We start from the raw sequence: 15,092 nt of genomic DNA, 5'->3' as shown, positions 1-15,092 counted from the left end.
ATCAACATCGCGCGCATCTGCCGCCGACAGGGCGCCTATGAGACAGCCGAACACTACTATCGGCGAGCGTTCGCGACCACGCAAGGGACCAGGACCGAGGGGGACCGCGTGTACACCAATGTGTGCTTCGCGCGGCTCGAGGAGGCCCGCGGTCGGCCCGCCGAAGCCTTCGGCGGCTGGATGCGCGCCGCCCTGCACTGGGTCTCCAGCAGTGCCCCAGAGGCGCTCGGCAGCCGGGTGGCCACGGCCATCGTCGGGCGAAAGGTTGCCTCGGGCGACCCCGAGGAAGTGTCATCCGCCATGGAGTCGGCCCTGGCCGCTGCGGCGGGCGGGGCTGGTTTGGCCCCCGCCGTCACGGCGATCGAAGCAGGCGGGCGATCCTCCGACGCACCGGTCTTCCTACAGGCCGACCAGCTGGGAGGGGACATCGAGTCGGGAGCGCTCGATTACGCCGTGCTCGGGTCGGGCTGGAGCGTCCTGAGCAGCCGGGCGCCCGCGCGGGCTCAGCTCGATGCTCCCCGCTTCCGGCGACTGCGCGCGATCCTGTTCCACCTGATCCAACTCGCAGCCCCGCCTAGTCTCCTCCGCGACGCGACCACGCTCGTCGTCGATCACGGCTACGGAACGGAGATGCCTACCACGCTCCGCGAGTTGGTTCAGTTGTCGCTGCGCTTGCCTTTGGGCGCTCTCGTGGTCGACGATGACCTGCTGGAGGTGCCCCATGAGGCGCGGGCGCGGCTGGAGCGGAATCTCCGCCTACGCCTGGGGCGCGCGGTCGACGGGCTCCACCGGGACGGACCCAGAGTGTGGGTCGCCTTCAAGAGGTACCTGGTCCCCAGGCTTCTGGCGGACGCGGAGGCGCGGATCCTGGAATCGCTGGAAGCCCCGGTACCCATCGACGAGCTGCGCGAGCGACGGTTGGGCGACAACGTCTCGCACGATCAGATCCTGGCCTTCATGCGCTCCATGGAGCGCTCGCGTCTCGTGGACCTGGAGGTGCCGGACGAACTGGTGACGATCCTGGCCCGGTGGTAATCGAACTCGATCGGCCGGCAGCGGCCGGCCAGCAGCTCCGTGAGGACTCGCTGAGAACAGCGAGATATAACAGCGACGTGGCTGCCGGAGGACATCCAGCCAGTCGCCGAGTTCATGTACCTCACGGGCTGGCGGATCGGCGAGGTCCTCCCGCTCCAATGGGCCCAGGTCGACTTCAAGGCCCGGGCCGTCCGCCTGGAGCCCGGCACAACCAAGAACGACGACGCCGGACCTTCCCCTTCGCCGCGCTGCCGGCGCTCGAGACACTGCTCCGGCGTCAGCGCGAGCGCACGGAAGGCGTCGAGCGCGCCCAGCGCCGCATCATCCCCTGGGTGTTCCATCGGTCAGGCAAGCCGATCAAGGACCTCCGCGGGACCTGGGAGAACGCCACGGAGGCCGCCGGGGTCGCCGGCCGCATCCCCCATGACTTCCGAACGGACGGCCGTGCGCAACCTCGAGCGAGCGGGCATGTCACGCTCCGTGGCCATGAAACTTACCGGCCACAAGACCGAGTCGCCCTACCGGCGCTACGCGATCGTCAGCGAGGCGGACCTCAGCGCCGGCGTGGCGAAACTCGCCGCGCTGCACGCGAGCGAGGCTGGAGGGCCGGCCAAAGTGGTGGCGATTGCTGGAGCGCGGGAGCAGGCGAGCCGTTCGGGCAAAGTACGGGCAAAGCAGGTTACGGTGGCGGGCGCGAGGCGAAGCGCGGCGGGAGCGTCAAATGCTTGATCTGGTTGGCGGAGGGCGAGGGATTCGAACCCCCATGACCCTTGCGGGTCGGTGGATTTCAAGTCCACTGCCTTACCAGTTGAGGCTAGCCCTCCGGGTCAGTTGCGACCGCTACTTACGATACACCAGGGACGATGGGACGCCGGCATCATCACCCGCCTTGCTTCGCCCCGCGCTGGTCGACGGTGTCGGGGAGGCAGCGGTACGTACGTCCGCGTGCCGCGCTACTCGATGATCTGATCGGCTCTCAGCAGGAGCGCGGGCGGGATCGTCAGACCAAGGGTCTTGGCCGTGTTGAGGTTGATGACGAGTTCGAACTTCGTCGGCTGCTCGACCGGCAGATCGCCCGGCCTGGCGCCTTTGAGAATCTTGTCGACATACAGCGCCGCGCGCCGGTGCAGGTCCGGAAAGTGGGTGCCGTAGGACATGAGGCCGCCAGCCTGCACCCACAGGCTGTGCGTGTGCATCGTCGGGAGCCGTTGTCTGGCGGCGAGTGTCACGATCTGGGCGCGATGCGTGAACATCGCGGCGTCCGACACCACGGTGACGGCGCCAGCCCGGCCTCTCGCCGCCGCCTGGAACGCGCCCTCATAATCGCCGGTCCCGCGCACCTCGAGGGAGTGAAGCCGCACGCCCAGCCCCCGCGCGGCGACTTGCGTCTCCTGGAACGCCCTCCGCGAGTGGGGCGGCTCCGGATTCCACACGACCGCGATTCGGGTGAGCCCCGGGATCGCTTCCTTCAAGACCTCCAGCCGCTTTCCGCTGAGACCGGTAGGAATCGATGTCAGGCCGGTGATGTTTCCGCCCGGTCGGGCCAGGCTTACGATGTGCCCGGTTCCGACCGGATCGGCGTCGGAGGCCATGACAATGGGAATGGCCGCGGTCGCGCTCTTCGCGGCCCGGGTGCCCGCCGTCCCGTCTGTCACGATGATGTCTGCCTTCAAACGGACCAACTCCGCCGCCAGTATGGCGAGCGGCTCGTCACGTCCCCACGCGAAGCGCCACTCAATGCGGATCGTCTTGCCGTCGTCGTGTCCCAGCTCGTGTAGCCCCTGGCGAAACGCCCGTTCCCGTGGCCCAAGACCGCTACTCCCCGAGAGGTAACCGATCACCGCCTGCTTCTGGCCTTGGGCGGCGAGCGGCACGAGAAGCGCGCCCAGAGCGCCGACGACAAACGTGGCCCGGCTCACCTTCATCGGTATCTTCCCGGCCCCGGAATCGAGATTCGAGCAAGGTAGGCGATGAGCCGGGCGACTTCAAGAGACCCGAGGCTATTTTCTCAGGGCGTCGACGTCGACCAGGAGACCTCCGTCGCCGGCCCGGCGCACCACCAGGCGCCGGCCCGGCTCATCGCGCATGGTCTCGGCCACGCGCCGCGTTCTGAGCAGCTTCACCAGCGTGTCGGGCTCGTCCAGGAGCGTCCGGTCCACTTCGAGCTGGCGCTCGACGTAGTTCTGCACGATGGCGAACACCGGGGCCGCGGTGCCCGCGTACCGGCGGGCCGGCACAACTTCCCACGGGGGAAACGTCTCCTTCAGATAGGCCAGGATCTCCGCGTGCCCGCTCAGTCCCCCCTTCACTTCCGTCCCTGGCTGATTACGGCTTCCAGGCTCTGCCGCTGCTCGCGCTCGGTGGTCAGCTCCTCTTTCACCTTGCGCAGCTCGTCGGCCTGCTGGGCCTGGCGCATCTTCAGCGCATCCAGGTCAGCGGCCGCCTGCTGGCTGCGTTCCCCCCACATCAGGTAGCCGGCGCTGAAGCCGATGATCAGCGCCACGATAGCCGCGATGATCGTGAGTCGCATTGGCGAAGCCCTCCTCGTTGACCCACACCGCGGAGCGGCGGCGTTTAGGCGCCCGGCTCGTTAGTTCCGGCGCTGCCGCGGGCTCTTGCTTTCCTGCCACAGGAGATACTGTCGCAACGTCACCTCGAAGGCCGCCGCGAACACGGCCAGGCGCTCGACCGTTCGCATTCCCTGCGTCTCCCTCAGGATCCGGGTCAAGCTCTCCTTGACGACGTCGTCGACGTGCTCCGCCCCGCGGGCGGCGACGGTCTCCATCGCCTCGTCGAGAACGGACCTGACCAGGGCGGACGACCGCTTCGGATCCATCCCTCTCGCTCGTTCCCCCTTCCCGCAAGCCGGGGTCGAATTCGCGGAACGCCCAAGCACCTATAAGAGGCCCCGACGACCTGCCGGCGTGAGCGACTCAGGGCTAACCATACACCAGGAGGGGCGCGGCGTGTCGGCTGATGCAATCGCTTCACTCGCCGGGGAAGTTGGCCGCCGTCAGCGGCGCCCACCATAATCGTGACACGGCGTAGCGATGACCCTCCATCACCTCCTGCCTCTCGCGGCGTTCGTGCTGAATGCCTGCCTGGTGACCATCTCGCTGCTCCGCAACCCCGGGCACAGTCTGAATCGCATCTTCGCCGCCCTCGTGTCGGCCATGGCCCTCTGGAATCTCGGCGTGTTCATGCTCCGGCGGGTGAGCGACGCGGACACGGCGTACCTCTGGGAGGTCATCATTCACGTCGGGGTGATCGCCCTGCCCGCGTTCTACTGGCACTTCATGCTGATCTTCCTCGAGCGCCGGGCCCAGCAACGCTCGGCGCTCATCGCCACCTATTCGCTGGCCGCCCTGTTCGCGGCGGCCAATCTCCTCGCCGGTCGTTACTTCATCGCCGGCATCCAGATGACGTCATGGGGCTGGGCGCCGGCGCCCGGGCCCCTCTACTACGTGTTCCTGGGGTACTTCTACGTCGTCCTCGTCGCCGGCCTGATCCAGCTGCATCGCGCCCGGCGCCGGGTCGAGTCCAGCTTCCGCCGCAATCGCGCCACCCTGATCGCTCTGGGCACGCTGGCCACGATCGCGGGCGGTTTCGTGGACATCGCGCGCTTCGTGCTCGCGCGCCGGATTCCCGAGCTCGAGGCGCTCTATCCGGTCGGCATCCCCGCCAACATGGTGTCGGCCATCCTGTTCGGGTTCGCGATCATCCGCTACCGGATGTTCGACGTCAGTGTCGCGGTCAAGAAAGCCGGTGTCTACGGCACCGTGGCGGCGGCGGCGACCGCGGCCCTCGCCGCCCTCACCTGGATCGTCGAGGACGCGCTTGCCCTGAAGGCGGGCACGGCGATCTGGATCGTGGCTCCCCTGGGCTTCATCTTCACCTTGCTCCTGTCGCCGCTGGGACGGCCGTTAGAGGACCGGATCGAGCGCCTGATGTTCAGCCGTTCCCGCGGGTGCTACGAGACCCTGGTGGCGCTCAGCAAGCGGATGAGCGCCATCATGAGCTTCTCGGCGCTGGTCGACACACTGCTGGAGGGACTCGTCCGCGGCGTCCCCCTCACGCACTGTGCGATCCTGATCCGCGACGGGGCCGCCGACGCCTTCGTCTTGCAACGGGAGCAGAGCATCACCGGCGAGCAGGCGGGCCTGCCCGCGCTGCCGGCCGGGAGCCCGCTGGTCGGGTGGCTGGAGCAGGCGGATGGCCTGCTCGTGCTGGACGAAGCCACGCTCAACCCGCGCATCGCCCGGTTCTTCGGGCCGGCGGTGGACGAGCTGGACCGGGTCAACGCGGCCGTCGTCGTCGCGGTCCGGGTCGAGGGCCGGGTCCGGGCCATCCTCCTCGTCGGAGAGAAGCTGTCCGGCGAGGCCTTCGACGCCGATGAGCTGAAGGTGCTCTCCGTCCTCGCCAACCAGGCGGCCACCTCCCTGGACAACGCCCGGCTGTACGACCGGGCCGAGCGTGAGCGGCACCGCCTGGAGGTGCTGTACAACCTGGCCGGCCGGCTGGCCGCGGTGAGCGACCCCGACGAAACACTGACCGTGATCGTGAACGAGGCGGCCCGGCTCCTGCGCGTGGAGGCCGGGTCCCTGCGGCTGCTCGAAGGCGACGAGCTCGTCCTCAAGGCCAGCACGCACTCGCTCACCTTCGTGTCCCGCCCGCGCCTGAAGCCGGGCGAGAGCCTCAGCGGCGTGGTCGTGGCCACCGGCGCGCCGGTGGCCGTCGAGGACCTCACCGAGGACCAGCGCTACGACCGCGAGCACCGGCAGGGCGCGCAAGAGCAAGGCATCCACGGCTTCCTCGGGGTTCCCTTGCGGACGTCGGGCCGCGCCATCGGCGCGCTCAACGTCTACACGCAGCAGCGCCGCCGCTTCACGGCCGACGAGATCTCCTTGCTGGCGGCCTTCGCCGATCACGCTTCGCTGATCCTCGAGAGGCACCGGCTCGCGGCAGAACGGCGGCGCACCGAGGATGCCCTCCGCCAGAGCGAGAAGCTGGCGACGATGGGTCAGCTCCTGGCCGGCGTCGCTCACGAGCTGAACAATCCGCTCACCGTCATCAGCGGCTACGCCGGGATGCTGAAATCCACGCTGACGGGCACCCCGCACGAGCCGTCGGCCGTGCAGATCGAGCAGGCCTCGAGCCGCTGCGGCCGCATCGTGCGCAACTTCCTGGCGTTGGCCCGCAAGCATCCTCCCGAGCGGCGGCCGGTGGTCCTGAACCGTGTCGTGACGGAGGCCCTGGAGCTGCTGGCCTACCCGTTCCGCCTGGATAACGTCCAGGCCGATGTCGATCTGGCCGCCGACTTGCCGGAGCTCTGGGCCGATGGCCACCAGCTCCAGCAGGTGATGGTGAACCTCTTGACGAACGCCCACCAGGCCATGCGCGAAGCTCCGGTCCGGCGCCTGGCCATCACGACGCGCCACGACCGCAGCCGTTCGCTGGTCGTGCTCCAGGTCGCCGACACCGGCCCGGGGATCCCCGCCGAGGTCCAGGCCCGCATCTTCGAGCCCTTCTTCACGACCAAGCCGATGGGGCACGGGACCGGGCTCGGGCTCTCGCTCTGCCTGGGCATCGTCGAGAGCCATGGAGGAACGATGCGTGTGGACGGGCGGCCGGGCCGCGGCGCCGTGTTCACGGTGGAGCTGCCGGTGGCGACGACGCCGGCCGAGCCGCTCGACCCGGCCGCGGCAGAGGTCCCCGCCACCGAGGGCAAAGCGGTTCTCGTCGTCGATGACGAGGCCGCGGTCGCCCACCTGGTGGCCGAGATGCTGCGATCGGATGGCCATCGCGCCGACGCCGCGCTCAGCGGGGTCAGCGCCCTCGAGCTCATGGCGACCCGCCGTTACGATCTAATCATCACCGACATCCGGATGCCGGACGTCGACGGCCCGCGGCTCTATCGCGAGGTCGCGGCGCATTCCCCCGATCGCCGACCACGCTTCGTCTTCATGACGGGCGACCTGCTCGGGCCGGAAACGCGCGAGTTCCTGGAGTCCACCAAGACTACCTGCCTGGCCAAGCCCTTCGACCGCGAGGCGATCCGCCGGGTCGTGACTCAGGCATTTAATGGCCAGTGAACCTTTCGGGGCTGGCGATGACCTGCCAGCCCCTCGATTCGGCGGGCGGGCGTTACCTGTGCCGCTCTCGGCCCGGCGGCCGCAGCGGCGGGCCGGCCCGATGGAGCTTCTTGGCGTGCCCGGGCCGGACTCGGTAGTAGCTTGCCGGGACGGTCCGCACCACATGGGGCACCTTGTCCATCTGGATCATGACCCAGGGGCCGCCCCGCCTCGGCGAATGAAACCACACGCCGTTGTGGAAGCTGTAATAGCGCCCGCGGTGCACGAAAAGGTTGAATTCCACGCCGGGGGCGTACCGGACCGGGCTGCCCGGGATGACGACCAGGCGCGGCGTCGCCACCAGGACCGGCGGCGGCGGAACGTTGACGTTGATGCCGATGTTGACGTTCGTGGCCCGCGCCGGCGCCGCCGGGACGATCCCGAGCGGCACGGCCAGGAGCAGGATGAGCAGCGACGCCTTCCTCATGGCCGACCTCCCGCGCCGCCCGACTTCCGCGAGCCGGCGCGAGTCGACGCGACTGCACGGCCGATGCCACATCCTGGGCCCCAGTTGTCGCGGGGTTATTCGCGGGCATCCGCTGACGGTGACACGTGCGGTGACGTTTCGGCAGTCGCGCCTAAAGCGGACGTCTCACCCTGGCCGGACGTTTACGTCGAGGCGGTCAGGCGGTCGAGCCCACCCATGTACGGCCGCAGGACGGGCGGGATGCTCACGCTCCCGTCGGCGTCCTGGCAATTCTCCAGCACGGCGATCAGGGTGCGGCCCACGGCCAGCCCCGAGCCATTCAGCGTGTGGCAGAACTCCACCCGGCCCCCGCCGGCGGGCCGATAGCGAAGCTCCAGGCGGCGCGCCTGGAACGCCTCGCAGTTGGAGCACGAGGAAATCTCGCGATACCGCCCCTGCCCGGGGAGCCACACCTCCAGGTCGTAGCTCTTGGCCGCGGCAAACCCCATGTCGCCGGCGCAGTGCTCGACCACCCGATAGGGCAGCTCCAGCCGCTGCAGCACCGTCTCGGCGTGTCGCACCATGGACTCCAGCTCCTCGGCGGACTGAGCCGGCGTGGTGATCTTCACCAGCTCGACCTTGTCGAACTGATGCTGCCGGATCATGCCCTTCATGTCCTTGCCGTACGTGCCGGCCTCCCGGCGGTAGCAGGGGGTGAAGGCCACGTATCGCCGGGGCAGGGTCGCCTCGGGCAGGATCTCGCCGCGGTGCAGCGCCGTCAGCGGGACCTCGGCCGTGGGAATGAGATAGAGCGTGCGGTTCTCGTCCGGCTCCTGGGTCTTGAAGAGCTGGTCCTCGAACTTCGGTAGCTGGCCGGTGCCCAGCATCGTCTCGCTGTTCACCAGGTGCGGCGTCCACACCTCGGTGTAGCCGTGCTCGCGCGTCTGCAGATCGAGCATGAACTGCGTCAGGGCTCGCTCCAGCCGGGCCCCCCCGGCCCACAGCACCGTGAACCGCGATTTGGCGAGCCGGGCCGCCCGCGCGAAATCGAGCAGCCCCAGGCGCTCGCCGATCTCCTCGTGCGGGCGCGGCGCGAACCCGAACGAGCGCGGGGTGCCCCAGCGGCGGACCTCGACGTTCTGGTCCTCGGTGAGGCCCGGCGGCACGGAGGGCTGCGGCAGGTTGGGCAGTTGCAGCAGCAGACGCTCGATGGCGCTCTCGCGGGCCGCCACCTCGGCGTCCAGGGCCTTGATGCGCTCGCCCGCCTCGCGCATCCGGGCCTGTTCGGCCCGGGCATCCTCACCCCGCCGCCGGGCCTGGCCGATGGCCTCGGAGACGCGATTGCGCTCGGCCTTGAGCTCCTCGGCCTCGCGGACCAGCCGCCGCCGATCGGCGTCGAGCGCGAGCAGGTCCTTCACGACGGCAGGTGATTCACCCCGCGCCGCCAGTCCTCGCTCGACGGCCTCGGGCTGCTCGCGGACGAGGCGGACGTCGAGCATCCGGCTACTACTGGGCTTCGGAGGTCTGCTCGGCCTCCACGCGGGCGATCGAGCCGACCCGGTCGTCCGGCTCCAGGTCGATGATCCGCACGCCCCACGTGTTGCGCCCCTGGGAGGAGATGTCGGCGGCGTGCATACGGATGATCTTGCCCTTGGTGGTGACGACGAGCAGATCGTCCTCGTCACGGACCTGCAACATGCCGACGACGTTGCCGTTGCGGCCGCCCGTCTTGATGTCGATGATCCCCTTGCCGGCGCGGCCCTGCAGTCGATACTCCTCCAGCGGGGTGCGCTTGCCGAAGCCACGCTCGGTGACGGTGAGGATGGTGACGCCCTCCTGCACCACGTCGGTCGTGATGACCTCGTCGCCCTCCTCGAGCTCGACGCCGCGCACGCCGGAGGCGCCGCGCCCCATGGGCCGCACCTCGTCTTCGGCGAACCTGATGGTCATGCCCAGCTTGGTGGCCACCATCACCTCGCGCTGCCCGTCGGTGCGGCGGGCCGCGATCACCTCGTCGCCGTCCTCGAGGCCGATGGCCTGGATGCCTCCGGCCCGCGGGTGCGAGTAGGCCTCCAGCTCGGTCTTCTTCACCTTGCCCTGCTTGGTGACGAACAGGATGTGACCCCCGGCCGCGAAGTCGCGCACCGGCACGCAAGTGGCCACCCGCTCGCCTTCGCCCAGCGAGAGCAGGTTCACCATGGCCTTGCCCTTGGCCTGACGGCCGCCCTCGGGGATCTCGTGGACCTTGAGCCAGTGGACCTTGCCCAGGTTGGTGAAGAAGAGCAGGAAGGCATGGGTGGAGGCCACGAAGAGGTCTGCCACGATGTCCTCTTCCTTCGTCTCCATCCCGGTCACGCCCTTGCCGCCCCGCCGCTGGCTCCGGTAGGACTCGACGTGCGTGCGCTTGATGTACCCCGAGCGCGTGATGGTGACGACCATCTCCTCGTCGGCCAGCAGGTCCTCGATGGTGAGCTCGGTGGTCTCGGTCAGGATCTCCGTGCGCCGCTCGTCCCCGTACTCCTCCTTGAGAGCCAGCAGCTCCTGCTTGATGATCGCCATCAGCTTGGCGTCGGAGGCCAGGATGCCCTTGAGCTCCTCGATGAGGGCCAGCGTCTGCGCGTGCTCCTCGACCACCTTGTGGCGCTCGAGCTGGGTCAAGCGCTGCAGCCGCATGTCCAGGATGGCCTTGGCCTGGATCTCGCTCAGCTCGAGGCGGGTCATCAACGCCTCTTTGGCGGCCTCCGGGCTCTCGGCCTGGCGGATCAGCCGGATCACCATGTCCAGGTGCTCGACCGCCTTGCGCAGGCCGGCCAGCACGTGGGCCTTCTCCTCGGCCCGGGCCAGGTCGAACCGGGTGCGCCGGGTGACGATCTCGCGCCGGAAGCGGACGAAGGCCTCCAGCATCTCCTTGAGGTTCACGACCTGGGGCCGGCGATCGACGAGGGCCAGCATGATGATGCCGAAGCTCGTCTGCATCTGGGTGTGCTTGTAGAGCTGGTTCAGCGCGATCTGGGGGATTTCCCCGCGTGACAGCTCCAGCACGACCCGGATCCCCTCCCGGTTCGACTCGTCGCGGATCTCCGACAGGCCGTCGATCTTCTTGTCGCGACTCAGCTCGGAGATCTTCTCGATGAGGCTGGCCTTGTTCACCTGGTACGGCAGCTCGGTGATGATGATGGCCTCGCGGCCGCCCCGCAGCTTCTCGGCGTGGGCCTTGGCCCGCAGGGTGATCGTGCCCCGTCCGGTGGTGTAGGCCTCCCGGATCCCGTTCGTGCCGTAGATGTAGCCGCGCGTCGGGAAGTCCGGGCCCGTGATGATCTTCATCACCTGCTCGAGCGGGGCGTTCGGGTTCTCGATGAGGAGAACCAGGGCGTCGATGACCTCGGAGAGGTTGTGGGGCGGAATGTTGGTGGCCATGCCCACCGCGATCCCGGCCGATCCGTTGATGAGGAGATTGGGCACCCGCGTGGGCAGGACCAGCGGCTCCTGGAGCGACTCGTCGAAGTTGGGGACGAAGTCCACCGTCTCCTTGTCGATGTCGGCGAGCATCTCGTGCGCGATCTTGGCCAGGCGGGCTTCCGTGTAGCGCATGGCCGCCGGGGGGTCGCCGTCGACGGAGCCGAAGTTGCCCTGGCCATCGACCAGGGGGTAGCGCAGGGAGAACTCCTGGACCATGCGCACGAGCGCCTCGTACACGGGGGCGTCGCCGTGAGGGTGGTACTTGCCGAGCACCTCGCCGACCACGCGGGCGGCCTTCTTGTACGGCCGGTTCCAGGCCAGCCCCAGCTCCTCCATCGCGAAGAGGACGCGGCGGTGGACGGGCTTGAGGCCGTCGCGGATGTCCGGCAGCGCCCGCCCCACGATGACGGACATCGCGTAATCCAGATAGGACTTCCGCATCTCCTCTTCGATGGGGACGGGGACCTGTCGCTCGTTGGGCATTTATTTGTAGCGGGGGCCGCGAGCCCGGCTTGGACCGAGGGTGGGCTGCTCTCGGCGGCCGGGGCTCCGTACGCCCGCTCTCCTCGCTGTCATGCTCAGATGTCGAGGTTGGCGACGTCGAGGGCGTGTTTCTCGATGAAGTCGCGTCGGGGCTCGACGGCATCCCCCATGAGGACGGTGAACATCTCGTCGGCCCCGACCGCATCCTCCATCGTCACACGGAGCAGCGTGCGGGTCTCGGGGTTCATCGTGGTCTCCCAGAGCTGCTCGGGATTCATCTCCCCGAGCCCCTTGTAGCGCTGGAAGCTCGCGCCGGCCCGGCTCAGCTCGAGGGCCAGTCGCAAGAATTCGGCCACGCCCGTGACCGGCCGCTCCTTGTCGCCCTCGAGCAGGATGGCGGGCCCTTTGTCGATCGCCCCCACCTTCTCCCACAGCTCGAGGAGCGTCGCGTAGTCGGCGGACCGGAAGAGCTCGGTGCTGAACGACACCGTCGGCGGCCCCGCGATCGTCACCGTGTGCGCGTCGCCGTTGTCGCCGGGCTGGACGTCGATCGTGAAGCCGTTCACGGCGGCGGCCGCCCGGCGGAAGGCCTCGCCGATCTCGGCATGGCCCATGCCCCGCTTGGTGCCCCGGAACTTCTCCCGGAGCAGCTCTTTGAGGATCGGGGCCGGCACGCCCCGCCTGGTGAGCTTCCCGAACAGGGCCTGGAACTCCGAGGCCGCGCGGAGCAGCTCCAGGAGCGGCTCGCCGCTCAGCGGCTGCTTGCTGCCCGGCACCTTGACGCTGGCGGCCTCCACCCAGGCGGCCAGGAAGAAGTCCTCGAACTCCCGGTCCGACATCAGATACTTCTCGACCTTGCCCTTCTTGACCTTGAAGAGGGGCGGCTGGGCGATGTAGAGGTACCCGGCCTCGATCACCGGGACCATGTGGCGGAAGAAGAACGTGAGCAGCAGCGTCCGGATGTGGGCCCCGTCCACGTCGGCGTCGGTCATCAAGATGACCTTGTGATAGCGGAGCTTGGCCACGTCGAACTCGTCGGGGCCGATCCCGGTGCCCAGCGCCGAGATGAGCAGCCGGATCTCGTTGTGGGAGAGCACCTTGTCGTAGCGAGCCTTCTCGGCGTTGATGATCTTTCCCCGCAACGGCAGCACGGCCTGCGTCCGGCGATCCCGCCCCTGCTTGGCCGAGCCGCCGGCCGAGTCGCCCTCCACGATGAACAGTTCCCGGTACTGCGGCTCGCGCTCCGAACAATCGGCGAGCTTGGCCGAGAGGCCCTCGTCGTCGACGCCCTTCTTGCGGGTCAGCTCCCGGGCCTTGCGTGCGGCTTCGCGGGCCTGGGCCGCCCGCACGCACTTGTCCACGATCTTCCGCGCCGTCGTGGGGTCTTCCTCGAAGGCCTCGTTCAGCCTGTCGTTCACGATCTGCTGCACGAGCCCCTTGACGTCGGTGTTGCCGAGCTTGCCCTTCGTCTGCCCCTCGAACTGCGGCTCGGGCAGACGCACGGAGACCACCGCGGTGAGGCCCTCGCGGACGTCGTCGCCGGTGATGCCCCCCTTGAAGCCCTTGAGGTAGCCGTTGGCCTCGGCATAGGTGGCCAGCCGGCTGGTCAGTGCCGCCCGAAACCCGGTGAGGTGCGTGCCGCCTTCGCGGGTGTTGATGTTGTTGGCGAACGAGAACACGGCCTCCTGGTAGCCGTCGTTGTACTGCAGTGCCACCTCGATCTCGACGTCGCCCTTCCTGCCCTCGAAGTAGAGCACTTTGGGATGGATGGGCGTCTTGTTCTGGTTGAGGTGCTTGACGAACTCCACGATGCCGCCCTTGTAGAGGAACGTGTGGCTACGCCCGTCGCGCTCGTCCTCGATGACGATCTTGAGCCCTTTGGTGAGGAACGCCATCTCGCGCAGGCGATTGGAGAGCGTATCGAAGGAGAACGTCGTCTCCTCGAAGATGGTGGCGTCGGGCTTGAAGCGGATGATCGTGCCGGTCTTCTTGGTGGCCGCCCCGGCCGTCAAGGGGCCCGTCGGCACGCCGCCCTTCTCGAACCGCTGCGTCCACTCCCGGCCCGCGCGGCGGATCTCGACGTCGAGCCACTCGCTGAGCGCGTTGACCACGGACACGCCGACCCCGTGCAAGCCCCCGGAGACCTTGTAGGCGGAGTGCTCGAACTTGCCGCCCGCGTGGAGCGTGGTCAGCACGACCTCGGCCGCCGGCCGGCCGGTCTCCTTGTGGATGTCCACCGGGATGCCTCGCCCGTTGTCCCCCACCGAGCAGGAGCCGTCGGAGTGCAGGATGACCTTGATACTGTCGCAATGGCCGGCCAGCGCCTCGTCCACGGAGTTGTCGACGACCTCGTACACGAGGTGGTGCAGGCCGTAGAGCCCCGTGTCGCCGATGTACATGGCCGGACGCTTGCGGACAGCCTCCAGCCCTTCCAGGATCTTGATGTCGCTCGCCGTGTAGGTTTCGTCCGTCATGCCGCGGCCACCTCGCCTTCCCTCACGACCCAGCGGGCACCGCCGAGGGCCGTGAGCGGTTCGGGCGAGGTCAGGAATACCTGGTCGCTGTGCTCGATCTCGCGCAAGACGTTGTTCCGGACGCCGGCGTCCAGCTCGGAGAGCGCGTCGTCCAGGAGGAGCACCGGGGTCGTCCCGGTCGCCTCGGTGATGGGAAGCACCTCGGCCAGGCGCAAGGCCAGCGCCAGCAGCCGCTGCTGGCCGCGCGAACCGAAGGCTCGGGCGTCTACGCCGTCCAGCTCGATGGCGAGGTCGTCGCGATGCGGCCCGACCAGCGTCTGCCCGCGCCGCACCTCCACCGCTCGACCGCGCTCCAGGGCGGCCAGGAAGGCCGCCGGCTCCGTCGCCTCGCCCAGTGAGGCTCGATAGCGAATCTCGACCTTGGCCGGCCCACCGGCCAGCGCCGGATAGATCCGGGCGATCTCGGTCTGCAGCGCGGCCACCGCGCGGCACCGCCGGCCCATCAGCTCCAGGCCGACCGTGACGAGCTGCTCGTCCCACGGCGCCAGCCGGGCGCCCACGCCGGCCAGGGACCCCCGCTGCAGGAGTACGTTGCGCCGTCCCAGGATCTGACGATAGCGGGTCAGTGCCGCCCGGTGGCTGGCGTAGAGGCGGGCGGCGAAGCCATCCAGGAAGTTGCGGCGCACCGCCGGCGATCCGTGGAGGATTTCGAGGTCGGCCCAGCTGAAGGGGACGGCACGCGCCCACGAGCAGCCATCACCCGTCGTCTGCCAGGCCCCGTTCGGCTGCCGCTCGAGCGCGCGCCGCACCGTGTGCGCGCCATCGGCCCGGCGCAACTCGCCCGCCACGGTCGTTCGCTCGATACCCCAGGTGGGTATCTCGGCCAGCCGTCCCGTGCGGAATGACCGCCCGGTGACGAGGAAGCCGAGCGCTTCGAGAAGGCTCGTCTTGCCCTGGGCGTTGGCGCCCGTGAGGAGGTTCAGCTTCGGCGAGGGGCTCCAGCTGAGGGTGCGATGATTACGAAACTCGAGTATCTGCAACCATCCAATTTGCACCCTATCTGACACCTCGATCTCAGAGGAAAACCTCGCTAAATACGCATCG

General features: G+C 68.7%; 12 protein-coding genes and 1 tRNA gene. 3 read left to right on the top strand and 10 right to left on the bottom strand.

The window, feature by feature from the left end; genetic code table 11:
- The coding region (locus VFR64_21030; protein ID HET9492220.1) for a hypothetical protein at positions 1-1,035 on the top strand (1,035 nt) is incomplete at its 5' end.
- Positions 1,036-1,521: 486 nt separating this feature from the next.
- Positions 1,522-1,764: a hypothetical protein gene (locus VFR64_21025; GenBank protein HET9492219.1), complete on the top strand. Its 243-nt coding sequence runs from the start codon at positions 1,522-1,524 to the stop codon at positions 1,762-1,764.
- 6 nt (positions 1,765-1,770) lie between these two features.
- Here VFR64_21025 and VFR64_21020 read toward each other — a convergent pair.
- The 5 genes from VFR64_21020 to VFR64_21000 form a co-directional block, all read right to left on the bottom strand.
- Positions 1,771-1,859: transfer RNA gene (locus VFR64_21020), tRNA-Ser, on the bottom strand.
- 129 nt (positions 1,860-1,988) lie between these two features.
- Positions 1,989-2,909 (bottom strand): ABC transporter substrate-binding protein, encoded by a 921-nt coding sequence (locus VFR64_21015; protein ID HET9492218.1) that lies wholly within the window; start codon positions 2,907-2,909, stop codon positions 1,989-1,991.
- A gap of 126 nt (positions 2,910-3,035) precedes the next feature.
- The gene (locus VFR64_21010; GenBank protein ID HET9492217.1) at positions 3,036-3,344 is read right to left on the bottom strand and encodes a hypothetical protein; all 309 of its coding nucleotides are present in this window, start codon (positions 3,342-3,344) and stop codon (positions 3,036-3,038) included.
- The gene (locus tag VFR64_21005; GenBank protein HET9492216.1) at positions 3,341-3,565 is read right to left on the bottom strand and encodes a hypothetical protein; all 225 of its coding nucleotides are present in this window, start codon (positions 3,563-3,565) and stop codon (positions 3,341-3,343) included. The genes VFR64_21010 and VFR64_21005 overlap by 4 nt, the downstream gene beginning before the upstream one ends.
- A gap of 60 nt (positions 3,566-3,625) precedes the next feature.
- The gene (locus tag VFR64_21000) at positions 3,626-3,871 is read right to left on the bottom strand and encodes a hypothetical protein (GenBank protein ID HET9492215.1); all 246 of its coding nucleotides are present in this window, start codon (positions 3,869-3,871) and stop codon (positions 3,626-3,628) included.
- Between the two features lie 214 nt (positions 3,872-4,085).
- Between VFR64_21000 and VFR64_20995 the strand changes: the two genes are divergently transcribed.
- Positions 4,086-7,127, top strand: a complete 3,042-nt coding sequence (locus tag VFR64_20995) for a GAF domain-containing protein (protein ID HET9492214.1) — start codon at positions 4,086-4,088, stop codon at positions 7,125-7,127.
- Positions 7,128-7,179: 52 nt separating this feature from the next.
- Here the strand turns inward: VFR64_20995 and VFR64_20990 are convergent, their stop codons facing one another.
- The 5 genes from VFR64_20990 to recF all read right to left on the bottom strand — a co-directional run bounded on the left by VFR64_20990 (position 7,180) and on the right by recF (position 15,028).
- Positions 7,180-7,593 carry a hypothetical protein gene (locus VFR64_20990; GenBank protein HET9492213.1) on the bottom strand — a complete coding sequence of 138 codons (414 nt, stop codon included), beginning with the start codon at positions 7,591-7,593 and terminating at the stop codon, positions 7,180-7,182.
- 182 nt (positions 7,594-7,775) lie between these two features.
- The gene (gene serS / locus VFR64_20985; protein ID HET9492212.1) at positions 7,776-9,071 is read right to left on the bottom strand and encodes a serine--tRNA ligase; all 1,296 of its coding nucleotides are present in this window, start codon (positions 9,069-9,071) and stop codon (positions 7,776-7,778) included.
- A 7-nt stretch (positions 9,072-9,078) separates the two neighbouring features.
- Positions 9,079-11,514 (bottom strand): DNA gyrase subunit A, encoded by a 2,436-nt coding sequence (gyrA, locus tag VFR64_20980; GenBank protein HET9492211.1) that lies wholly within the window; start codon positions 11,512-11,514, stop codon positions 9,079-9,081.
- Positions 11,515-11,609: 95 nt separating this feature from the next.
- A complete protein-coding gene (gene gyrB, locus VFR64_20975) occupies positions 11,610-13,988 on the bottom strand; it encodes a DNA topoisomerase (ATP-hydrolyzing) subunit B (protein HET9492210.1) in 2,379 nt (792 codons plus the stop codon).
- Positions 13,985-15,028, bottom strand: a complete 1,044-nt coding sequence (gene recF / locus VFR64_20970) for a DNA replication and repair protein RecF (protein ID HET9492209.1) — start codon at positions 15,026-15,028, stop codon at positions 13,985-13,987. Before recF ends, gyrB begins: the two co-directional genes overlap by 4 nt.
- Positions 15,029-15,092: the final 64 nt, after the last annotated feature.

The organism is Candidatus Methylomirabilota bacterium, from assembly GCA_035709005.1.
Taxonomy (GTDB): domain Bacteria; phylum Methylomirabilota; class Methylomirabilia; order Rokubacteriales; family CSP1-6; genus 40CM-4-69-5.
Note: the sequence above shows the minus strand (reverse complement) of the source record. Positions and strands in the feature narration are given on the sequence as shown.